The organism is Ideonella sp., from assembly GCF_036277275.1.
GTDB lineage: Bacteria > Pseudomonadota > Gammaproteobacteria > Burkholderiales > Burkholderiaceae_C > Ideonella.
On record NZ_DASUNH010000053.1, the window covers coordinates 25,728 to 47,743 of the forward strand.

At 66.4% G+C, this 22,016-nt stretch carries 22 protein-coding genes; 17 read left to right on the forward strand and 5 right to left on the reverse strand.

The genetic code is table 11. The features are described 5' to 3' along the window. Nucleotides 1-50 precede the first annotated feature (50 nt). The 3 genes from ilvC to VFY73_RS10220 all read right to left on the reverse strand — a co-directional run bounded on the left by ilvC (nucleotide 51) and on the right by VFY73_RS10220 (nucleotide 3,610). The gene (ilvC, locus tag VFY73_RS10210; RefSeq protein ID WP_329718269.1) at nucleotides 51-1,067 is read right to left on the reverse strand and encodes a ketol-acid reductoisomerase; all 1,017 of its coding nucleotides are present in this window, start codon (nucleotides 1,065-1,067) and stop codon (nucleotides 51-53) included. Nucleotides 1,068-1,176: 109 nt separating this feature from the next. After that, nucleotides 1,177-1,668: an acetolactate synthase small subunit gene (ilvN, locus tag VFY73_RS10215; protein WP_329718270.1), complete on the reverse strand. Its 492-nt coding sequence runs from the start codon at nucleotides 1,666-1,668 to the stop codon at nucleotides 1,177-1,179. Between the two features lie 163 nt (nucleotides 1,669-1,831). After that, nucleotides 1,832-3,610 carry an acetolactate synthase 3 catalytic subunit gene (locus VFY73_RS10220; protein WP_329718272.1) on the reverse strand — a complete coding sequence of 593 codons (1,779 nt, stop codon included), beginning with the start codon at nucleotides 3,608-3,610 and terminating at the stop codon, nucleotides 1,832-1,834. A gap of 242 nt (nucleotides 3,611-3,852) precedes the next feature. On the opposite strand from VFY73_RS10220, the gene VFY73_RS10225 reads away from it, so the two are divergent. From VFY73_RS10225 to VFY73_RS10250, 6 genes are read left to right on the forward strand one after another with little or no spacing between them, the layout of a single operon-like run. Next, nucleotides 3,853-4,419 (forward strand): RNA polymerase sigma factor, encoded by a 567-nt coding sequence (locus VFY73_RS10225; protein ID WP_329718274.1) that lies wholly within the window; start codon nucleotides 3,853-3,855, stop codon nucleotides 4,417-4,419. Further along, nucleotides 4,416-4,865 carry a DUF3619 family protein gene (locus VFY73_RS10230; RefSeq protein WP_329718276.1) on the forward strand — a complete coding sequence of 150 codons (450 nt, stop codon included), beginning with the start codon at nucleotides 4,416-4,418 and terminating at the stop codon, nucleotides 4,863-4,865. The genes VFY73_RS10225 and VFY73_RS10230 overlap by 4 nt, the downstream gene beginning before the upstream one ends. 10 nt (nucleotides 4,866-4,875) lie before the next feature. Continuing rightward, entirely contained in the window at nucleotides 4,876-5,676 is an 801-nt protein-coding gene (locus VFY73_RS10235; RefSeq protein ID WP_329718278.1) for a DUF3106 domain-containing protein, read from the forward strand. Next, nucleotides 5,673-6,221 (forward strand): RDD family protein, encoded by a 549-nt coding sequence (locus VFY73_RS10240; protein WP_329718280.1) that lies wholly within the window; start codon nucleotides 5,673-5,675, stop codon nucleotides 6,219-6,221. Before VFY73_RS10235 ends, VFY73_RS10240 begins: the two co-directional genes overlap by 4 nt. A gap of 40 nt (nucleotides 6,222-6,261) precedes the next feature. Then, nucleotides 6,262-6,663, forward strand: coding sequence for a diacylglycerol kinase (locus VFY73_RS10245; protein WP_329718282.1), 402 nt, complete (start codon nucleotides 6,262-6,264; stop codon nucleotides 6,661-6,663). Beyond that, nucleotides 6,660-7,244 carry a TIGR00730 family Rossman fold protein gene (locus VFY73_RS10250; protein WP_329718284.1) on the forward strand — a complete coding sequence of 195 codons (585 nt, stop codon included), beginning with the start codon at nucleotides 6,660-6,662 and terminating at the stop codon, nucleotides 7,242-7,244. The genes VFY73_RS10245 and VFY73_RS10250 overlap by 4 nt, the downstream gene beginning before the upstream one ends. 120 nt (nucleotides 7,245-7,364) lie before the next feature. Here VFY73_RS10250 and VFY73_RS10255 read toward each other — a convergent pair whose 3' ends face one another. Next, a complete protein-coding gene (locus tag VFY73_RS10255) occupies nucleotides 7,365-8,798 on the reverse strand; it encodes a HAMP domain-containing sensor histidine kinase (RefSeq protein ID WP_329718286.1) in 1,434 nt (477 codons plus the stop codon). 137 nt (nucleotides 8,799-8,935) lie between these two features. On the opposite strand from VFY73_RS10255, the gene VFY73_RS10260 reads away from it, so the two are divergent. Continuing rightward, nucleotides 8,936-9,619, forward strand: a complete 684-nt coding sequence (locus VFY73_RS10260; protein ID WP_329718288.1) for a response regulator transcription factor — start codon at nucleotides 8,936-8,938, stop codon at nucleotides 9,617-9,619. 26 nt (nucleotides 9,620-9,645) lie between these two features. Continuing rightward, nucleotides 9,646-11,193 (forward strand): sensor histidine kinase, encoded by a 1,548-nt coding sequence (locus VFY73_RS10265; RefSeq protein WP_329718290.1) that lies wholly within the window; start codon nucleotides 9,646-9,648, stop codon nucleotides 11,191-11,193. A 9-nt stretch (nucleotides 11,194-11,202) separates the two neighbouring features. Here VFY73_RS10265 and VFY73_RS10270 read toward each other — a convergent pair whose 3' ends face one another. Beyond that, complete coding sequence (locus VFY73_RS10270; protein WP_329718292.1) at nucleotides 11,203-11,637, reverse strand: MerR family transcriptional regulator; 435 nt, start codon at nucleotides 11,635-11,637, stop codon at nucleotides 11,203-11,205. A 216-nt stretch (nucleotides 11,638-11,853) separates the two neighbouring features. Here VFY73_RS10270 and VFY73_RS10275 point away from each other — a divergent pair, with 216 nt between their 5' ends. The 9 genes from VFY73_RS10275 to VFY73_RS10315 all read left to right on the forward strand — a co-directional run. Continuing rightward, nucleotides 11,854-12,933, forward strand: coding sequence for a hypothetical protein (locus tag VFY73_RS10275; RefSeq protein ID WP_329718294.1), 1,080 nt, complete (start codon nucleotides 11,854-11,856; stop codon nucleotides 12,931-12,933). Nucleotides 12,934-12,943: 10 nt separating this feature from the next. Further along, a complete protein-coding gene (locus tag VFY73_RS10280; protein WP_329718296.1) occupies nucleotides 12,944-14,986 on the forward strand; it encodes a hypothetical protein in 2,043 nt (680 codons plus the stop codon). Beyond that, nucleotides 14,983-15,750, forward strand: a complete 768-nt coding sequence (locus tag VFY73_RS10285) for a polysaccharide lyase (RefSeq protein WP_329718298.1) — start codon at nucleotides 14,983-14,985, stop codon at nucleotides 15,748-15,750. The genes VFY73_RS10280 and VFY73_RS10285 overlap by 4 nt, the downstream gene beginning before the upstream one ends. A gap of 229 nt (nucleotides 15,751-15,979) precedes the next feature. Then, the gene (locus VFY73_RS10290) at nucleotides 15,980-17,158 is read left to right on the forward strand and encodes a carbohydrate porin (protein WP_329718300.1); all 1,179 of its coding nucleotides are present in this window, start codon (nucleotides 15,980-15,982) and stop codon (nucleotides 17,156-17,158) included. A 146-nt stretch (nucleotides 17,159-17,304) separates the two neighbouring features. Continuing rightward, complete coding sequence (locus VFY73_RS10295) at nucleotides 17,305-18,546, forward strand: ABC transporter substrate-binding protein (RefSeq protein ID WP_329718302.1); 1,242 nt, start codon at nucleotides 17,305-17,307, stop codon at nucleotides 18,544-18,546. A gap of 154 nt (nucleotides 18,547-18,700) precedes the next feature. Next, nucleotides 18,701-19,579, forward strand: coding sequence for a sugar ABC transporter permease (locus VFY73_RS10300; protein ID WP_329718304.1), 879 nt, complete (start codon nucleotides 18,701-18,703; stop codon nucleotides 19,577-19,579). 70 nt (nucleotides 19,580-19,649) lie between these two features. Beyond that, nucleotides 19,650-20,510: a carbohydrate ABC transporter permease gene (locus VFY73_RS10305; protein WP_329718306.1), complete on the forward strand. Its 861-nt coding sequence runs from the start codon at nucleotides 19,650-19,652 to the stop codon at nucleotides 20,508-20,510. Between the two features lie 13 nt (nucleotides 20,511-20,523). After that, nucleotides 20,524-21,654: an ABC transporter substrate-binding protein gene (locus VFY73_RS10310; RefSeq protein WP_329718308.1), complete on the forward strand. Its 1,131-nt coding sequence runs from the start codon at nucleotides 20,524-20,526 to the stop codon at nucleotides 21,652-21,654. Nucleotides 21,655-21,681: 27 nt separating this feature from the next. Further along, on the forward strand, nucleotides 21,682-22,016 hold a 335-nt coding region (locus VFY73_RS10315), incomplete at its 3' end, for an ABC transporter ATP-binding protein (protein WP_329718310.1).

Here is a 22,016-nt window from a genome sequence, read left to right on the forward strand (position 1 = left end):
CCGAAGGCGGCCCCTTGAACATCAAGCGGCAGGCCCGCTCGAATGCGCGATCAATTGCGGCTCTTGTCGACCAGCTTGTTGGCCTTGATCCACGGCATCATCGCGCGCAGCTTCTCACCCACCACCTCGATCTGGTGCTCTTCGGTCAGGCGGCGGCGCGAGATCAGCGTCGGCGCACCGGCGCGGTTCTCGAGAATGAAGCTCTTGGCGTACTCGCCGGTCTGGATATCCTTCAGGCACTGCTGCATGGCCTTCTTGGTCTCGGCCGTCACGACCTTCGGGCCGGTGACGTACTCGCCGTATTCGGCGTTGTTCGAGATCGAGTAGTTCATGTTGGCGATGCCGCCTTCATAGATCAGGTCGACGATCAGCTTCAGCTCGTGCAGGCACTCGAAATACGCCATCTCCGGCGCGTAACCGGCTTCCACCAGCGTTTCGAAGCCGGCCTTGATCAGCTCGACGGTGCCGCCGCACAGCACGGCCTGCTCGCCGAACAGATCGGTCTCGGTTTCTTCGCGGAAGTTGGTCTCGATGATGCCGGCCTTGCCGCCGCCGTTGGCCGCTGCATAGCTCAGCGCCAGGTCACGCGCCTTGCCGCTCTTGTCGGCGTGCACGGCAATCAGGTGTGGCACGCCGCCGCCCTGGGTGTAGGTGTTGCGCACCGTGTGGCCCGGGGCTTTGGGGGCGACCATCCAGACGTCCAGGTCGGCGCGCGGCTGCACCTGGCCGTAGTGCACGTTGAAGCCATGGGCGAAGGCCAGCGAGGCGCCATCGCGGATGTTCGGCTCGACCTCTTTCTTGTAGACCTCAGCGATCTGCTCGTCCGGCAACAGGATCATGACCACGTCGGCGCTCTTCACCGCTTCGGCCACCTCGGCGACCTTCAGGCCAGCCTTCTCGACCTTGGCCCACGACGCGCCGCCGCGGCGCAGGCCCACGGTGACCTTGACCCCGCTGTCGTTCAGGTTTTGCGCGTGGGCGTGGCCTTGCGAGCCGTAGCCGATGATGGTGACGTTCTTGCCTTTGATGAGGCTGAGATCGGCGTCCTTGTCGTAGTAGACCTTCATGGTTCTCTCCAGGTGAAATCGGTACAAGTGCTGCTGCGGATCCGGCTATGCCGGTCCGCTGGCGGCGCCCCTTGAGGGAGAGCGCCGCCAGGCGCTTTCGGGGTGGTTGTCAGACTCGCAGGATGCGCTCGCCGCGGCCGATGCCGCTGGTGCCGGTGCGCACGGTTTCGAGGATGGCGGCGCGGTCGATGCCCTCGATGAACGCGTCGAGCTTGCCGGCGTCGCCGGTCAGCTCCACCGTGTAGCTCTTCTCGGTCACATCGATGATGCGGCCGCGGAAGATGTCGGCCATGCGCTTCATCTCTTCGCGCTCCTTGCCGACCGCACGGACCTTGATCAGCATCAGCTCACGCTCGGTGAACTGACCCTCGGTGAGGTCGACGACCTTGACCACGTCGACCAGGCGGTTCAGGTGCTTGGTGATCTGCTCAATCACCTCGTCCGAACCGGTCGTGACGATGGTCATGCGCGACAGCGACGGGTCTTCCGTCGGTGCGACCGTCAGGCTTTCGATGTTGTAGCCGCGGGCCGAAAACAAGGCGACCACGCGTGACAAGGCGCCGGGCTCGTTCTCGAGCAGCACGGCGATGATGTGTTTCATGAGCTTTCTCCTGGCGCGCTCTTCACGGCCGGCGGCGGTAACCGCCGGCGCTTGGCCACGCCGTTAGAAACAGGAACAACGAATGGTCTGAGGCTGTGCCGGTGATTCGGCCGCTGTCGCCCGCGTGGCGGTAACCACGCACGCAGCGGCGGCCTTCACGCCGTCACAGGTCCTCGGACCCCAGCAGCATCTCGGAGATGCCCTTACCCGCCTTGACCATCGGCCAGACGTTCTCCGTCGGGTCGGTGCGCACGTCGAGGAAGACGGTACGGTCCTTCAGGCGGATCAGCTCTTTGAGCGCCGGCTCCACCTCGGACGGTTTCTCGATCTTGATGCCGACGTGGCCGTAGGCCTCGGCCAGCTTGACGAAGTCGGGCAGCGCGTCCATGTAGCTGTGCGAGTAGCGGCCCTGGTAATCCAGCTCCTGCCACTGCCGCACCATGCCCAGGTAGCGGTTGTTCAGCGAAACGATCTTGACCGGCGTCTTGTACTGCTGGCAGGTCGAGAGCTCCTGGATACACATCTGGATCGAGCCCTCGCCGGTGATGCAGAACACATCACTGTCCGGCTTGGCGAGCTTGATGCCCATCGCGTACGGCAGGCCCACACCCATCGTGCCCAGACCGCCGGAGTTGATCCAGCGGCGCGGCTCGGAAAATCCGAAGTACTGCGCGGCCCACATCTGGTGCTGGCCGACGTCGGACGTGATGTAGGTGTCGCGTCCACGCGTCAGCTGCCACAGCGTCTCGATCACGTGCTGCGGCTTGATGACGTCGTCGCTCTTGCGGTAGGCGAGGCATTCCTTCTTGCGCCAGTCGTTGATCTGCGACCACCAGGCGTTGACGGCTTCCTTGTCCGGCTTGGCGGTCGACTCCTTCAGGTGCGCGATCAGCTCCTGCAGCACGTCTTTCACGTCGCCGACGATCGGGATGTCGACCTTCACGCGCTTGGAGATCGACGACGGGTCGATGTCGATGTGGACGATCTTGCGCTCGACCGAGGCGAAGTGCTTCGGGTTGCCGATCACCCGGTCGTCGAAGCGCGCACCGACGGCCAGCAGCACATCGCAGTGCTGCATCGTCATGTTGGCTTCGTAGGTGCCGTGCATGCCCAGCATGCCCAGGAACTTGGGGTCGCTTGACGAGATCGCGCCCAGACCCATCAGCGTGTTCGTGCAGGGGTAGCCGAGGATCTCGGCCAGCTCACGCAGCTCGGCCGAGGCATTGCCCAGGATCACACCGCCACCGGTGTAGATGTAAGGCCGCTTGGCGCCTAGCAACAGCTGCGCTGCCTTACGGATCTGGCCACCGTGGCCCTTCTTGACCGGGTTGTACGAGCGCATCTCGACGCGCTCGGGATAGTGGAACGGCGCCGTTTTCAGCGACACGTCCTTCGGGACATCGACCACCACCGGGCCAGGCCGGCCGGTGCGGGCGATGTGGAAAGCCTTCTTGATCGTCGTGGCCAGGTCGCGCACGTCCTTGACCAGGAAGTTGTGCTTGACGATCGGGCGTGTGATGCCGACGGTGTCGCATTCCTGGAACGCGTCCAGACCGATCGCCGGCGTCGGAACTTGGCCCGTGATGATCACCATCGGGATCGAGTCCATGTAGGCCGTTGCAATGCCGGTCACGGCATTCGTGACACCTGGTCCGGAGGTGACCAGCGCGACGCCGACCTCACCGGTGGCACGCGCGTAGCCGTCCGCCGCGTGGATGGCCGCCTGTTCGTGGCGGACCAGCACGTGCTGGATGCTGTCTTGCTTGTACAGCGCGTCGTAGATGTAGAGCACCGCGCCGCCTGGGTAGCCCCAGAGGTACTTCACGCTTTCAGCCTGAAGACAGCGGACGAGGATTTCAGAGCCGTTCGGCTCAGCGGAGGGGGAGGAAGAATGCGGTTGTGCCGAAGCGGCACGCTTGACTTCCGCGGCAGACATGTCCATTTCGAACCTTTGTGAATTTCTCTGACGAAAAACCATCGGTGAACCTCCTCGCGCCCTCGTGAGGCGGACTTGGAACCTGCGCGATCAACATTGCCGTGACCCTTGGTCGGGGCGGCCTGAACGACGAGTTCGCAAATTGTGCGAAGCAGCATTATTGCATCGTCTGACAGCTTCGCGGAGCCTCTTGCACGTCGAATGACATAATCGCCGCCGATTTCGAGGGGCTGCGGCTCCCTTGCGCCTTGGCCACCGACAAAGAACTCACCGACTTCCTCAAGAGCGTTGAAAAGCGCGCGTTCAAGCGCACGGCCTACGCCGTGCGCGACGATGACGCGGCGCTGGACATCGTCCAGGACTCGATGATCCGGCTGGCCGAGAAATATGCCGACCGGCCGGCGGCCGAGCTGCCCCTGGTGTTCCAGCGCATCCTGTCGAACGCGACGATGGACTGGTTCCGGCGCCAAAAAGTGCGCAACGCCGTCATGACCAACCTGTCGGACTTCGACGGTGGCGACGAAGATTCCGATTTCGACCTGCTCGAATTACTCGCTACCGTCGAGGGCTCGCTCGGTGCCGAAAGCGCCGCAGAGACGGTCGGACGGGAACAGATATTGCTTTTGATAGAGAAAGAGATTGCCCTGCTGCCCGGCCGTCAACGCGAAGCCTTCCTGCTTCGTTACTGGGAAGAACTGGATGTTGCAGAAACCGCCACGGTCATGGGTTGCTCGGAAGGCAGCGTGAAAACGCATTGCTCTCGGGCTGTTCATGCGCTGGCGAAATCGCTCAGAGCCAAGGGAATCGCGCCATGAACACCGCCAACCATTCGGCCGCCGACGCCGAGCGCCTTGAGGCGCGCTTCGGCCTGCGCATCGGGGCGCTGCTCAACGAGCAGGCCCAACGCACCCCGCACGATGTGTCCGAACGCCTTCGCGTCGCCCGCGAGCAGGCGCTGGCGCGCGCGCGCGCCGCCCGCCCGGTTTCGGCCAGCGCGACAGCGCCGGCCGAGGTGGTGGTCGGCAAAGGCCGCAGCGCCACGCTGGGCCGTCAGCCCGGCTGGTTGTTCCGTTTTGCCTCGGTGATGCCGCTGGTGGTGCTGGTGGCTGGCTTGATCGCGATCGACGAGTGGCACGACCGTGAGCAGATCGAGGCGGCGGCCGACGTCGACGTGGCCTTGTTGGCCGACGAACTGCCGCCGGACGCCTACAGCGATGCCGGTTTTGTCGAATTCCTCAAGCAAGACGACGACCCCCAATAAACCCGCTGACGTGAGCTTGCGCCGCTTTCTTCCCCTTGACCGCTCGACAGCCGCCCTGGCCCTGCTGGTGGGTTTGGCGCTGCCTGTGCTCGCAGCGCCGCCGGCCGTCGCCACTGGGCCAACCTGGTCGCAGCTGGCACCGGCTCAGCAAAAGGCGCTGACGCCCTTGCGCGGCGATTGGGACAACCTGGATGCCGCCCGCAAGCAGAAATGGCTGGAAGTCGCATCGCGCTTCGGCACCATGCCGCCACAACAACAAGAGCGGGTGCGCGAACGGATGACCGAATGGGCGCGCCTGTCGCCGTCCCAGCGCACCGAGGCCCGCATCAACTACCAACAATCGAAGCAGGTGGCACCGCAGGATCGGCAAGCTCGCTGGGAGGCCTACCAAGCCCTGACGCCAGAAGAGCGTGCTGCGCTGGCCGCTCGCGCCAAGCCCAGCCCGGTCAAGAGCCAGCCGCGCAGTCCGTCGGCGTCGTTGCGCAATGCGCCGGTGGACGCCCAAGCACCCAAATCCAATATCGTTGCGCCGACGCGAGGCAACACCCAGCCTCCCAAGCCGGTGGCACCCACGATCGTGCAGGGCAGTCGCGGGGCGACGACGTCATTGGTGACCGCCACGCCTCGACCGCCGCTGCACCAGCGGCCCGGCCAGCCCAAGATTGCAGCAACGCCGAAACAGGTCGACAAGACCACCTTGCTGCCCAAACCGGGCGCTGCGTTGCCGCGACCGGTCAAGTCGTCGCGCGTGTCGCCGGCGCCTTCAGGTGCGACTCCTCAGTCGGCTGGCGCCGCGTCGTCGGCGCAGTGAGCGCGACGCCCACCACCGCGAGCGACGCCCCGTCGCCCGCTGTCAACACGACAGCGCCGGCGCTGTCGCGCCGCATGGCCGCCTTCGTCTATGAAGGCGTGCTGCTGTTCGGCGTCGTCATGATCGCGGGTTATCTGTATTCATCGCTCACACAGATGCACCATGCGCTGAAAGGCACCCTGGGATTGCAGGCCTTTCTCTTCATCGTGCTCGGCATCTACTTCACCTGGTTCTGGTCGCGCGGCGGCCAGACCGTGGCGATGAAGGCCTGGCACATCAAGCTGCTCGACGCGCATGGCCGCCCCGTGTCGCAAGCGCGCGCCGCGATGCGCTACCTGCTGTGCTGGCTCTGGTTCGCGCCCGCGTTGCTGGCGGCCCACCTGTCCGGTCTGAAGAGCGGTGCCAGCATCTTCGGCATCCTCTTTGCCGGCGTGGCTGCCTATGCCGCCCTCACCCGCCTGAACCCGCAACGCCAGTTCTGGCACGACGTGGTCTGCGGCACGCGCCTGGTCGATGCCCGGTCGGTGAAAACGACTGCCGCCTGACGCAGGCCCGGGCCTTGGGGGCCTGTCAGAATCGGGCCCGATGAGCACAGCCCCTCCCACCATTTCTTCCGAGCCCAAGACCCTGAGCGGCCTGAGCCGCCTGCGCCAAGCCTGGATCAACTCGATGCGCGGCTTGCGCATGGCCTACCAAGGCGAGCGTGCGTTTCGCCAGGAAGCCGCACTCGCCGTCGTGCTGGTGCCACTGTCGTTCTGGGTCGGCCGCAGCTGGGTCGAAGTGGCGCTGCTTGCCGGCTGCATCTGGCTGTTGATGATCGTCGAGCTGTTGAACTCGGCGATCGAGGCCGCGATCGACCGCATCGGGCCCGAGCGCCATGTGCTGTCAGGCCGGGCCAAGGACGTGGCCAGCGCGGCCGTGTGGATGGCGTTGATGATGTGCGTGGGTATTTGGGGCGCGGCCTTGTGGGCCCGCTTTGCCGCATGAAGAAGCTCAGCATCTGCGTCTACTGCGGCTCCCGCTTCGGCAACTCACCGGCCTTTCTGGCTGCTGCTCAAGCCTTGGGTCGTGAAATTGGCCAACGCGGTTGGCGCATGGTCTATGGCGGCGGCAACGTCGGCCTGATGGGCGCGACGGCCGACGCGGCGATGGCCGCCGGCGCCGAGGCCGTCGGCGTGATCCCTGAACGCCTGGTCAACCGCGAGGTCGGCCACCGCGGCCTGACCGAGCTGCATGTCGTGCAGACGATGCATGAGCGCAAAAAACTGATGGCAGAACTGGCCGATGTGTTCATCGCGCTGCCGGGCGGCATCGGCACCTTCGAAGAGCTGTTCGAAGTCTGGACCTGGCGCCACCTCGGCTACCACGACCAACCGATCGGCCTGCTCAACGTCGAAGGCTTCTACGACCCGCTGCTGGCCTTCATGGCCCACACCCAGCAAGCCGGCTTCGTCGACCAGCACCAGCAATCGATGCTGGCGGTGCATGCCGATCCTGTGGCTCTGCTGAATCAACTGGCCGCAGAGGCGACCCGCGCGACGCAACCCGAAGACTTCAGCCGGATCTGATGCCGCTGTCAGCGAGGCGCGCACAACACCGCCCCTTCAAATTGCCAAGTGGCGGCGGATCCGGCTGGCGGACCGCCGCGCTTAATGCACCATCAAAAACCTGGGATCAAACGCTCCCACCTAGTCCACGAGTGGTAACCAGAGCCGAAACACGCTGCCCCGGGGCTCATTCGGCGCCCAGCTGACCTGGCCGCCGTGGCGCAGCATGATCTGGTGGACCACATAGAGCCCGAGCCCGTGGCCTGGCAGCCCGTGGTTGCCGCGGGCGCCACGTTCGAACAGTCGCTCGCGCACATCTTGCGCGACACCGGGCCCTTCGTCGCGCACCTCGAACACCAGCCCCAACGGCTCGTCGCTGTCGCTGACCTGCAGCATCACCGGGGAATCGGGCGGTGAATAGGCCAAGGCGTTGGCCAGCAGGTTGCGCAGGGCCAGCCGCATCAGGCCGATGTCCATCGCCGCGGTGCGCGCATGCGACGAGCGTTCGCGGTGCACACGCGCGCGCTGGCGCGGATCCAGGTCGCCCAGGCTCAGCTCGATCAGCATGTCGACGTCGGCGTCGCGAGGCGCGAGCGGCTGCTGGCTGGCCAGCACAGTGGTGGCTGCCAGCGTATTGTCAATCGCACCGACGATGTGGCCGATGACCTTTTGCGCTCGCTGCAGGCGCTCCTGCACCTCGCCACGGTCGGCCAGGGCATCGGCATGCAGTGCGGCGTCGGCGCTTTGCAGGGCGGCCGACGCGTTGTTCAGCGGCTGGCGTACCTCATGCGCCAGCACGCGCACGAACTCTTCGCGCTCGGCCAGGCGCTCGGCCAGCGCAGCGGCGCGCGCCTCGGCGGCGCCGCGCTGGATCTGCTCTTGCTGCAGGGCCCGCGCCTGGGCCTCGCGGCGAATACGGGCACTCTCGAGCGCCAGGCCGACATAGCCAACATTGCCGAAGATCCCGGCCACCAGGCCGCCGGCCATCACCAGCACCAGGTCCAGCGTGGGCGCCAGGGTCGGCGCCAGATGCGACCCGCGTGAATAGCCCAGCAGACCGACCGCCAGGCGCAGCAGGTAGGTCAACGCGAAGAAGACATAGGACACCGTGATCAGCTCGGCGCCGCGCCCGTTGGGTTGCCTGCCGACTTCGCGCGCCAGCAGGGCGAGCCAGCCCGCTGCCGAGGCCATCATCAGGCTGATCACCGGCCGTCGCCAGGCGGGATCGATGGCGCCGGACAGCATGATCGAGAGTATGGCCAGCGTGGTGACCAGCATCACCAAGCGCCAGCGGTGGCTGCGGCCACTCTCGCGGAACAACGCGCAAATCCGCAGACCCAGCCCGAACAGGCCCACAGCCACCGGCACCAGCGTGGTCCAGAACACCGGGATCGCGCCGCGCATCGAGAACAGCAGGTAGGTGGTGCCGATGATCACGCCGCCGCCGCACCACAGCCCGATCGCGGCCGCGTCGTGGTGCGGACGCAGGATCATCCAGACCAGCCCCGACATCAGCAGGTAGACCACGCCCAGCAGGTACAGCGCGGTGTGCGTGTCCAGCGGGACCAGGGGCATGACGAGCGATTCGGGCAAGGGGACGACGCCGCAGCGGCGAGAAGCCAATGGCAGGGGCATTCTGGTGCAGCGCCGGCCCGCCGCCTTCGGGTGAGCCCACATGTCGCGGACGGCAACGACGCGTTAAGCTTTCGAACATGAACTTGTTGCTCGCTGAAGACGACGCGATCCTGTCGGATGCCCTCTCCGCCCAGCTGCGTGAGGCCGGTTTCGAAGTCGAGCACGCCCCCAACGGCGCGGTGGCCGAATACCTGCTGCTGAAGCAACCGTTCGACCTCGCCATCCTCGACCTCGGGCTGCCGCTGGTCGATGGGCTGACGGTGCTCAAGCGCGTACGCGCCGCCAAGCCGGCGCTGCCGGTGCTGGTATTGACGGCACTCGACAGCCTGGACGACCGGGTGGCGGGCTTGAACGCCGGCGCCGACGACTACCTGACCAAGCCCTTCGACTTTCCCGAGCTGGAGGCGCGCCTGCGCGCACTGCTGCGCCGCACGCGCCCGCTGGGCAACTCGGCCGAGCTGGGACACCTCAGCTTCGACCGCGACACCCGCCGCGCCGCTGTGCGCGGTGAGGCGTTGGACCTGAGCCCGCGCGAGTGGATGCTGCTGGACCTGCTGCTGTCGCAGCGCGACAAGGTCGTCACCAAGGACCAGATCCAACAGGCATGGGCGCTGGACCGCACCGAGGTCGCCAGCGGCACCAACTCGATCGAGGTCTACATCCACCGCCTGCGCCGCAAGCTGGAGCAATCGGCGCTGGCAATCCGCACCGTGCGCGGGCTGGGCTACCTGCTCGAGGCCGAGGCCGACCAAGCGTCCTGACAGCGACTTGCAGGACGGGACACCAAGTGCTCAGCTGGTTGACGTGGTGGCGTCGAGCCACCGCCCCACCCGAAAGGGCCACCAACCTGTCCGGTAAACCGTCTGCCGGCGGTCAGTCGCTGCACCGCCAGCTGCTGATCTGGTTGCTGGTCCCGCAGCTGGTGCTGTGGATCGGCGGCGCCTTCGTCACCTACAACCTGGCTGCGCGCTACGCGAATGCGGCCGTCGACGCCACCCTGTCGCAAGCCACGCGCTCGCTGGCGCGCCAGGTCAAGCCGATCGGCAACGGGCTTTTCATCGATTTCCCGCGGGCGGCGCAAGACATTCTCGAAGCCGACCCGAACGACCGCGTGCTCTACACGGTCAGCTCGCCGCCCGGCGAGTTCATCCTCGGCAACCGCAACCTGCCGCCGCCACGCGACATCCCGGCCCAGCCCGCGCTGGGCGAGCCCTACTTCTACAACGGCGAGATCGCGGCGGCCAGCGGAAGCGGCAACGAGCGCTTGCGCGTGGCGGCGCTGTACCTCAGCTACGGCGACGAGTCCGAACCGATGCAGACGATGCTGGTGCAGGTGGCCCGCAACAGCGCCAACCGCGAGGAACTGGCGCGTCGCATCCTCGTCGACACGGTGCTGCCGCTGTCAGCGCTGATCGTGCTGATGACGATGATCGTCTGGGCCGGCATCCGCGCCGGGCTGGCGCCGCTGGCCCGCTTGCGCAGCCTGGTCGAAGGCAAGGCTGCCAACGACCTGACGGCGATCGAGCTGCACGCCGCGCCGAGCGAGGTGCGCGCGCTGGCCAAGGCCATCAACGACCTGCTCGGCGCCGTGCAACACAACGTGGTCTCGCAGAAGCGCTTCATCAGCGACGCGGCCCATCAACTGCGCACACCGTTGGCCGGCTTGAAGAGCCAGACAGAGCTGGCGTTGAAGGACGCACAAGATCCGGCGCTGCATGCCCGGCTGCAGCGCGTGCACGAAAGCGCGACCCGCAGCGCCCACCTGGTCAATCAGCTGCTCACGCTGGCCCGCGCCGAGCCCGAATCCGCCACCGTGCAGGCGCGTACCCGGGTCGACCTGGCCCGCCTGGCACGCGTACTGACGGCCGAGCTGGTGCCCCGTGCGCGCCAGGCCGGCATCGACTTGGGTTATGAGCCGAGCAACGAAGACGCAGAAGGTGATGAGGCCGCCGAGCCCGCGGTCGAGGTTCTGGGCATCCCGTTGCTGCTGCGCGAGGCGCTGGCCAATGTGTTGGACAACGCCCTGCGCTACGCCGGCCGCGGCAGCGAGGTCACCGTGCGGGTGGCGGCGGAGAACCAGCAGGCGCTCATCGAGGTCAGCGACACCGGCCCCGGCATTCCGGCGGCGCTGCACGCCGACGTGTTCGAGCGTTTCGTGCGCGGCACGCACGAAGGCAACGGTTGCGGGCTGGGCCTGGCCATCGTCAAGGAGATCGTCGAGCGGCATGCCGGCCACGTGGAGCTGGCCGACACGGCGCCGCACGGGCTGACGCTGCGCATCCTGCTGCCCCTGGCCGAACGGCCATTGCGGGAGGGTTTGACCCGGGCCGGCTGAGCTTGCTGGTCAGTCGCCACAGGCTGGTGCCGCTGCCCAGCCGCCGTGGACCAAGCCGGCGATCACTGTTTGCGCGTACTCGGCGCACCGCAGGTCATCGGGCTTGCTCTCGACCTGTTGCACCAGCCACTGCAACACCTGCCTGCTGCCCGACATGCGTTGCAGCTGCGCGTCCAGATCGGCGATCTTTCCGTTCAGATGAAACAGCAAGTGGTCTCGGCGCCACTGGCTGGGCTCGTCGGCCGGCAGCAAGGCCTTGATTTCATCGAGCGTGAAGCCGGCCCGCTGGGCGTTGGTGATCAGGTTCAGCAGCATCGCTGCGTCCGCTGAATATTCGCGGTAGCCATTGGCGCGACGCGCCGAGCGGATCAAGCCCTTGGCTTCGTAATACCGGATGCACGAGCAGCTCAACCGCGTCGCCTTGGACAGTTCACCGATTCTCATTTGGTAACACCGCAGTGGATTGACCTTCAAGCCAACTTCAACCTTATGGTCCGAGTGCGGCTCACACCTGTCCAAGCCACGCGTCTGTCATCCCCATCTCACTCACCTCTCCCAGTGATTCGCAACGCGCCGCTCAAACCGGACACACCGGAGCGCGCCGTAACACCCCTTTGCAAAACACCCGAATCGCCCCATCAACACGACGAGGTTTGACCCATGCCTGTTCGAAGTTTTGCTGCATTGCTGCTCACTGCCGCTGCGGCCATGAGCGCGCCGCTGGTTCGGGCCGCCGATCCCATGCCCCACCCTGCTCGCCCGGCCTGGATCGAAGCGCTGGCGCCTGGTCAATGGCAAGAGCTGCCGAACACCAAGATCCGTTCGGTGCTGCCTTCGCCACCGCAAATGGGTCATGCGCCCAACATCGTCCATGCCTGGAATGGCGGCACGGTCGACACCGTCAAGGGACGACTGCTGGTGTGGGGCGGCGGGCACAGCGACTACTGGGGCAACGAGCTCTATGCGCTGGACGTCGGCACCAGGAGGATGAAGCGCATCACCGACCCGAGCCCGCACACCGCGGAAGCCGACTGCCACTCGGCGCTGGCCGACGGCACGCCGACCTCGCGCCACACCTATGGCGGCATGGCCTACATCACGCATGCCAAGCGGCTGTTCGCGGTCAATGGCTCGCTCGCTCCTTGTGGCTACCAGGAGCCGGCGACCTGGACCTACAACTTCCCGCAGAAGAAGTGGAAGCTGATGATCCCGGACTTCGCGCTGGACGGCTTCGGCACGATGGCTGTCTATGACGCGGCGACGAAGCAGGTCTTCGTCAAGGACAACGCCGACTTCTACGCCTACACGCTCGAGACGAACAAGTACCGCAAGCTCAACACCGCCGAGCAGTTCGTCGATTACCACCTGTCGGCCGCGATCGACAGCAAGCGCCGCAAGTTCGTGATGATCGGCGACGGCGTGCAGATCATCGACCTGGCGACGAACAAGATGACGACGATGGCGACCACCGGCGCGCCTGGCTTCGTCACCTCGCAGCAATCGCCCGGCATCGCCTACGACCCGGTGGCCGACCGCATCGTCGCGTGGCACGGCGGCAGCAAGGTCTATGCGTTGGACATGGACAGCGCCGCCTGGACGCAGGTCGCCACCAACGCCGGCCCCGGCGTGCCGGCGCCCGTGCAAGGCACGTTCGGCCGCTGGGGCTATGTGCCGCAGTACGGCGTCTTCGCACTGGTCAACGACATCGACCAGAACGCCTGGATCTTCAAGCTGCACTGAGAGGCCCTCAATGACTCTGCTTTCGATTCGCCGCTTCGCCGCCGCTGCCATGCTGGCCGTGCTGGCGTTGCCCACGCTGGCCGCCACCACCACCACGCTGCAACTGACCAGCGCCACCGGCGGCACCAAGCTGCCGTTCACGATCGGCCAGGCCTTGCGCCAAGGCGACGTGCCGGCATCGCAGGTGCTGGTCGCCGACCTGCCGGGCTTTCAGTTCGTCGTGAAGAACCGCTGGCCGGACGGCAGTGCCAAGTTCGCCGTGCTGTCGGGCCGCGCCACGCTGTCGCCTCAGGTGCCGAAGACCGTCACACTGAGCACTGCGCCCGACGACGGCGCCAGCAAGGCCATCGGCCCGGCCAGCCTGGCCAAGGCCGGCCTCACCGCCAGCGTGCAGTTCGGCAGTTATGGTGCCGCCACCTGGGGCGTGGACGACTGGGGCTCGCCCGAACGCACGGTCGTCAGCGGCCCGCAGATGTCGTCGTTCACCTACCGCCGACCGATCGGCAGCGACAAGCACCTGGTGGCCTGGCTCGAGGTGCGCAGCTACAAGGGCGGCCAGATCGAGGTGCTGCCGTGGGTCGAGAACGGCTACCTGAACGTGCCCAAGCCTGGCGCCCGATCGGGCAACGTCAGCTTCACGCTGGGCACGACGACGCGTTTCAACCAGGGCCTGACGCTGCTGAACCACCAACGCGCGGTACTGGCCAGTGGCAGCACGTTGACCCACTGGTTCGGCACGGCCGACCCGCAGATCACGCCGCGCCACGATGCCGCCTACCTGATGTCGACGCGGTTGGTGCCGAACTACCGCGGCGCCACCGTCAAGAGCAGCCCGCTGTACGAGCGCCTGAGCACCAGCTACACGCCGCTGATGCAGGCGGACTTTCCACCGGTGATGGGGGCCACCGGCTACCACCCGTCGATCGGCCTGTTGCCCGAGTGGGACGTGGCCTACCTGACGACGCTCGGCGATCCGCGGGCGTACAAGGCCGTCCTCGTCAACACCTTCGCCGCCGGCCGCTACGGCGTGCACTACCGCGACGAGACCACCCACCGCCCGCTGAAGTTCTCGGCTTACCCGCACCTGGTGATGAGCGAAGGCTCGGGCGTGCTGTTCATCGGCGGCTCCAGCAACGGCAGCTACACGCCCACGCCCACCGGCGCCAGCCCGCCGGCCTACGACTCGCCGCACCACCCGTCCGTCGGGGCGATGGCCTACCTGGTGAGCGGCTGGCACTACGCGCTCGAAGAGTCGCAGTTCGTGGCCACCGGCAACTTCCTGAAGAACTCCGACACCACGCGCCAGACGACCAAAGGTGTCTTCGAAAGCAACGCCGGCGCCAACACCACCCGGGGCGCCGCCTGGGCCCTGCGCACGCTGGCCCTGGCCGCGGCGCTGACGCCCGACAAGGACCCGCTGCGTGCCGAACTGGTCGCCAGCGTCGACGCCAACATCGACCATTACCACGCGCGTTATGTCGCGACCGCCAACAACCCGCTGGGCCAGGTCGAACCCTATGAGCACTACACCAACACCGACCCTTGGGAAGCCGCGTCGTGGATGGACGACTTCTTCACCGGCACCGTCGGCTACCTGAGCGAGCTGCGCGTGAACAGCCCGTCGCGCCAGACGAGATTGGAGGCCTTTCGCGCCCACAAGTACAAGGCCATCGTCGGGCGCCTGGGCGGCAGTGGCGCCGGTGCGTTCTCGTACCGCTACGCCGCGCAGTACACCGTGCCCTTTGCCAAGACCAACGATGCCGACTGGTCAGACGGCAGCGGCCCCTGGTATGCGAGCTGGGGCGCCGTCGCGCGCGAGATGGGGCTGCCCACCAGCGGCGACCTCGGCGAGCCGCTCGAAAGCGGCTACCCGACGGAGCCGACCGCGTATTGGGGCAACCTGATGCCGGCGATCTCGTACGCCGTCGACCACGGCGCCCCGGGCGCGGCGGAAGGCTGGAACCGCATCATTCATGCGTCCAACTTCCCGGTGCAGGCCACCGGCTACAACGACGATCCGGTCTGGGGCGTCAAACCGCGCAGCACGCCATGAGGCCAGTGCTCGTGCTGGCCGCACTGTGGCTCGGCGCCTCGGCGGCCTGGCCCGGCGAACTGCTCTTCCGCAGTGACTTGGAGGACGAGTCCGAAGCCTGCTGGGCCCAACCGCCGCAGGCGGGCTGCCATGGCTGGACTGGCATTCACGGCATGGTGCCGTCGAGCGAGCGCCCACGATCCGGCGAGCAGGCGCTGAAGGTCAGCTTCGAGCGCAACGAAGACGTGGGCAGTGCGACACGCGAGATCGAGGCACGCCATGTCGTCGTCGGTTTCCACGACTTCTACGCCCGCGGCTTCGATTTCGCCGCAGGAATGAAGATCCTGCGCCTGAGCGCCTTCGACGCTGCGAGCCAGCGCAACGCCTTCGACATCGTGCTCGAGTCACGCGCCTCGGCGCCCGACAGCAACTACTGCGGGCTGACCGACACCACCTACCTGTCGATCGCCTACAACGGCGGACCGGTCGACTGGGGCATCATCGATGCGCCCTTCGTGTTCCGGCGCGGGCGCTGGTACGCCATCCGCACCGAGGTGCGGCTGAACCAGCCAGGCCAGTCCGACGGGCTGGTGCGGGTCTGGGTCAACGGCCAGAAGCTGATCGAGCGGACCGGCATGAACCTGGTGGGGACTCTGCCCAATCCGATCAACCGCATCGGCTTCGGCGGCTGGTATTCGAACTCGGCCGCTGGGCGCAACCCGTGCCCGGATCCGGCCTCACCCTCGATCCACTTCGTCGACGACGTCTTCATCCGCCGCCGCTGACGGCGCTTGCTCCGGCGCACCAGGGTTGGGCACAGCGCATGGCCCGTCGCGTCGGCGCAACATTGTGGTGAGACCCTTGCACCAACTAAGGAAAGTACCTATCAATGAAACATTAATGTGTCTTTAATAATCGCGCCACTCGCAAGGTACATGAACGCTAGATGAACATCGAGCGCCTGCGCCACACATCCCCGCGAGTCACCGGTTGTTCGATTCAGGAGACACCTTGATGAAAGAGAAGCTTCCCTTCACCCCCGCCGCGATCGCGCTGGCCCTCGGCCTCGGCGCCAGCGGCGCGCACGCGCTGGACTACACCGGCTACTTCCGAGCCGGCCCGGGCCTCACCTCCGAAGACGCCTCACGCGCCTGCTACGGCCTGAACGGCGGTACCAAGGGCATGAAGTACCGCCTCGGCAACGAGTGCGACTTCTACGGCGAGTTCCAGCTCGCCCAAGGCTTCTCGAAGGAAGGCATCGACACCAAGGCAGTGTTGATGGTCAACCACTACACCGGCGCCACCGACAACAGCAGCGAAGGCCTGAAGATCGAGCAGATGTGGGCCGAGGCCAAGGGCTTCGACATCGCGCCGAACGCCACCTTCTGGATCGGCAAGGAGCGGGGCCGCCGCGGCGACGTGCACATCGTCGACACCTTCTTCGTCGAGATGATGGGCGTGGGCGCCGGCATGAAGGGCCTGCCCGCCGGCACCGGCAAGTTCGGCGTCGCGTTCTACAAGACCGACTCCGACGCTGCGCACCCGGGCAACCGCTTCAACGCGGAGTGGGTCGACGTCGCGGCCAATGCCAACGGCAAGATCAACCTGTTCGCCACGATCACCAAGGGTGACTTCGAAGACGGCAAGAGCGGCGCCGGCCTGACGCTGCGTCACGACCAGACCGACCTGTTCGGCATGGCCGGCCTGAACAACGTGCTGTTCGTGCAAGCCACGCAAGGCTCGGCCGCGCTGAACATGAACTTCGGCGACCTGACCGCGGGCTCCAAGGCCAAGGGCTGGCGCATTGTTGAAAGCGTGAACTGGCAGCGCGGCGTGTTCGGCGGCCAGGCGATGCTGCTGGGCGCCAGCGAGACCGATGGCGCCGGCGTGCGCACCACGTCGCTGTCGGCCGGCGGCCGCATGTCTTACGCCTTCACGAAGAACTTCAAGCTGGTCACCGAAGCAGGCTATTCGCAGTACAAGACCGAAGGTTCGCCCACCGCGAAGCTGGCCAAGCTGACGATCGCCCCGACGCTGGCCACCGGCCCCGAGTTCTGGAGCCGCCCCGAGTTCCGCCTGTACGTCACCACCGCCAAGTGGAACGCCCCCGCCGGCAACGTGACCGGCCAAGCCGCGTTCGCTGACAAGACGAACGGCACCAGCTATGGTGCTCAAGTCGAATGGTGGTTCTGAAATAGAGCCCCCACGCCCCCTTCCGGGGGCTGCCCCCCGAGGGGGCTCGCGCAGCGGACCGGCAAAGCCGGATCCGCGCACGCCACTTGAAGGTGGCGGCCCCTGCGGGGCGCCACGATAGATTCAATCCGCAAGGAGACATAGGAATGATGAAGACCACGATCACCGCACTGGCACTGGCTGCCAGCGCTGCTGTTGCCCACGCTGGCGAAATCGAAGTGCTGCACTGGTGGACGTCGGGTGGCGAGGCCAAGGCGGCCACCGCGCTGAAGCTGTCGTTGCAGAAGAGCGGCCACCGTTGGCGCGATTTCGCGGTCGCCGGCGGCGGCGGCGATTCGGCGATGACGGTGCTGAAGTCGCGCGTGGTGTCGGGCAACGCCCCGTCGGCCGCGCAGATCAAGGGCCCGTCGATCCAGGAGTGGGCACGTGAAGGCGTGCTGGCCAACATCGACGATGTGGCCAAGGCCGAGAAGTGGAACGACCTGCTGCCGCCGGTCGTTGCCGACATCATGAAGTACAAGGGCAGCTACGTCGCGGTGCCGGTCAACGTGCACCGCATCAACTGGCTGTGGACCAACCCGGCGGTGTTCGCCAAGGCCGGCGCCAAGGTGCCGACCAACTGGGACGAGTTCTTCACCGCCGCCGAAGCGCTGAAGAAGGCCGGCGTGGTGCCGGTGGCCCACGGTGGCCAGAACTGGCAAGACTTCACCACCTTCGAAGTGGTCGCGCTCGGCGTCGGCGGGGCAGACTTCTACAAGAAGGCCCTGGTGCAGCTGGACCAAGGCACGCTGAAGAGCCCGACGATGGAGAAGGTGCTGACGACCTTCAAGCGCGTCAAGGACTACACCGACAAGAACGCCCCGGGTCGCGACTGGAACCTGGCCACCGCGATGGTGATCAAGGGCGAAGCCGGCATGCAGATCATGGGTGACTGGGCGAAGGGCGAGTTCCTGGCCGCCGGCAAGGTGCCGGGCAAGGACTTCGGCTGCAGCCCGGCCCCCGGCACGGCCAAGGCCTACAGCTTCAACATCGACTCGTTCGCTCTGTTCCAGCTGAAGGACGAAGGCAAGATCGGCGCGCAGAAGGAACTGGCCAAGCAGATCATGGCGCCTGAGTTCCAGGAGGTGTTCAACCTCAACAAGGGCTCGATTCCCGTGCGCCTGGGCATGTCGATGGACCGCTTCGACGAATGCGCCAAGGTCTCGGCCAAGGACTTCGTCGACACCGCCAAGTCTGGCGCGCTGCTGCCCTCGATCGCCCACGGCATGGCGGTTCCGTCTGCCGCGGAAGGCGCGATCAAGGACGCGGTCAGCCAGTTCTGGAACACCGACAAGATGACGGCCCAGGAAGCGATGGAGAAGATCGCCTCGGCTGCCAAGACGAAGTGATCCTGTTGCGCTGATCTCCGTCGATCCCCCCGCGCCGGCAGCTTTGGCGCGGGGCCGATCCTCAAGCCGCTGACACACACACAGCGGACTTTTCCACCCCGCGCCGACTTTGGTGCGGGGCTTTTTCCCCGAACCTGGCACGCGTCGCTCCCCTATGTCCGCCCCGTCCGCACTGCGAACGCCCTGGCTGCCCAAACTGGTGGTCGCGCCCTCGTTCGCGCTGTCGTTCTTCTTCATCTATGGGTTGATCGCCTGGAACGGCTATTTGTCGTTGTCGGTCTCGCGATTGCTGCCCAACTACGAATTCGCCGGCCTCGCGCAATACGTGACGCTGTGGGAGAGCGAGCGCTGGTGGGTCGCACTGAAGAACCTCGGCATCTTCGGTGGCCTGTTCATCGGCGGTGGCATGGCACTGGGCCTGTTGCTGGCGATCCTGCTCGACCAGAAGATCCGCGTCGAAGGCGTGCTGCGCACGATCTACCTGTACCCGATGGCGCTGAGCTTCATCGTCACCGGCACCGCCTGGAAGTGGATCCTGAACCCTGGCCTCGGCATCGAGCACCTGATGCGCCAGTGGGGCTTCGAGAACTTCGAGTTCGGCTGGCTGGTCGACCCCGACAAAGCCATCTACTGCATCGTCATCGCCGGCATCTGGCAGAGCGCCGGCTTCGTGATGGCGCTGTTCCTGGCCGGCCTGCGCGGCATCGACGAATCGATCGTCAAGGCAGCCCAGGTCGACGGCGCCAGCCTGCCGCGCATCTACTGGCGCATCCTGATCCCGTCGCTGCGCCCGGTGTTCTTCTCGACGCTGATGGTGGTGAGCCACCTCGCGATCAAGAGCTTCGACCTGGTGATGGCGCTGACCGCCGGCGGCCCCGGCTACGCCACCGACCTGCCCGCCACCTTCATGTACACGATGGCCTTCAGCCGCGGCCAGATCGGCCTGGGCGCCGCCAGCGCCACGATCATGCTGGCGACCGTCGCCGCGATCGTCGTGCCTTACCTGTATTCCGAGTTGAGGACCAAGAAGTGAGTACTGCATGGCCGCTCCAAAAGTGCTCGCTCCCCCTCGGGGGGACGGGCCGCAGGACCAAGGGGGCCCAATGACCGGCGCACGTTTGACATGGCACCGCCTCGCGCTGTTCGGTGCGCTGGGCCTGTTCGCCATCTTCTTCCTCACGCCGCTCTATGTGATGGTCGTGACCTCGCTGAAGAGCATGGACGAGATCCGCAACGGCACGCTGCTGTCGCTGCCGATGGACCCGAACTTCGCCGCCTGGGCCAAGGCCTGGTCCGAAGCCTGCACCGGCACCGACTGTGGCGGCCTGAAGCCCTTCTTCATGAACTCGGTGATGATGGTCGTGCCAGCGGTGGCCACGTCCACGCTGATCGGTGCGCTCAACGGCTACGTGCTGAGCAAGTGGCGCTTTCGCGGCAGCGAAGTGATGTTCGCGATGATCCTGTTCGGCGTCTTCATGCCGATGCAGGTGGTGCTGCTGCCGATGAGCCAGGTGCTGGGCTGGCTGGGCCTGGCCAGCTCGGTGTGGGGCCTGATCCTGGTCCACGTGATCGCGGGCATCCCGAGCACCACCCTCTTCTTCCGCAACTACTACGTCGGCCTGCCGGATGAACTGGTGAAGGCAGCGATGCTGGACGGTGCCAACTTCTGGCAGATCTTCGTGCGCATCGTGCTGCCGCTGTCGACGCCGATCATGGTCGTCACGCTGATCTGGCAGTTCACCAACATCTGGAACGATTTCCTCTACGGCGTGGTGTTCTCGGGCGCTGATTCGAAGCCGATCACGGTGGGCCTGAACAACCTGGCCAACACCTCGAGCTCGGTCAAGGAATACAACGTCGACATGGCCGCCGCGATGATCGCCGCGCTGCCGACACTGCTGGTCTACGTGCTGGCCGGCAAGTACTTCGTGCGTGGCCTGACGGCCGGCGCGGTCAAGGGCTGAGCGGACCACCGCCATGGCCATCAACCGTCGCCACTTCAGTCTGGCCGCCGCTGCGGCGCTGACCACTGCCTCGGCAGCGGCCGCGCCGTCCAGCGAATGGACCGCGCTGCAAATCGTGCCGCTGTCTGGTGTCAATGGTGGCGTCGGCTGGCACCTGAGCGTCGGCGCGCAGGTCGCGTTCGCCGAGGCCAATGCCGGTGGGCCGCCACACGGCAAACCGCTGCGGCTGGTGACGCTGGACGAAGAGCCTGGTCACATCACCGACCAGGTGCGTGCTCGCCTGCGCAGCGACAACCCGGTCGCGCTGCTGTCCTGGCACGGCCGGCGCAGCGTGGGCGAGCTGGCGCGCGCGCGGCTGCTCGAAGAAACCGGCTTGCCGATGCTGGGCGTGATGTCCGGCAGCCTGACCGCCCCCGGTTTCGGCTCACCGTGGCTGTTCGCCACCCGCGGCAGCGTGTCCGACGAGATCGACCAGGTCTTCCGCCACGCCGAGACGACGTTCGCCCGCCGCATTGCGCTGCTGACCGGCAACGACGAGGACGGCCAGGAGATCACCGCCATCGCGCGCATGCGTGCGCCGCTGCTGGGTGTGACGCTGGCGCACGTGCAGCAGCACCTGGCGGAGACGGCCGAAGTGGCCGACGCGGTGGCCGCCATCGTGCGTGTGCCGCACGACGCGGTGGTGCTGGCCACCAACACGGCGGCGGTGGCCTACTTCTCCAAGCTGTATGTGGCCGCGGGCGGCCGCGGGCGGCTGATCGTGCTGTCGTCGGCCGAGGCCACGCACCTGTCGTCGGTGGTCGGCCCGGAGACCGCACGCGGCCTGCTCGTCTCGCAGCTGGTGCCGCACCCGCGTGACCCCAAGCTGCGCCTGATGCGCGAGTTCACGGGCGCCTACAAGCGCTTCGGCCCCGCCGGCATCGCGCCGACGCTGGCGATGACCGAGTCCTATATCGCCGCCCGCGTGCTGGTCGACGCGCTGCAGCGCGGCGGCGCCAGCGCCAACGGCCCGGCCGTGCAGCAGGCGCTGGCTGGCGCGCCCAAGGCTTTCGAACTCGCCGGCCTGCCGTTGAGCCTGAAACGGCAAGGCCCGCAGTACCACAACATGTCGGTGATCGGCCCCAACGGCCAGCTGCTTTTCTGAACTGATTTCACCTGGAGTCCTTCCCCCATGGGAGCCCTGTCCATCCGCAATGTGCGCAAGACCTTCGGCACTGTCGAGATCCTCAAAGGGATCGACATCGAGATCGAAGCTGGCGAGTTCCTGATCCTGGTCGGCGCCTCGGGCTGCGGCAAGTCGACCCTGCTGAACATGATTGCCGGGCTCGATGTGCCGACCAACGGCAGCATCCACATCGGCGACCGCGACGTGACCCACGCCCCCAGCCGCGACCGCGACATCGCGATGGTGTTCCAGAGCTACGCGCTGTACCCGAACATGAACGTCGCGCAGAACATCGCCTTCGGCCTGGAGATGCGCAAGGTGCCCAAGCCCGAGCGCGATGC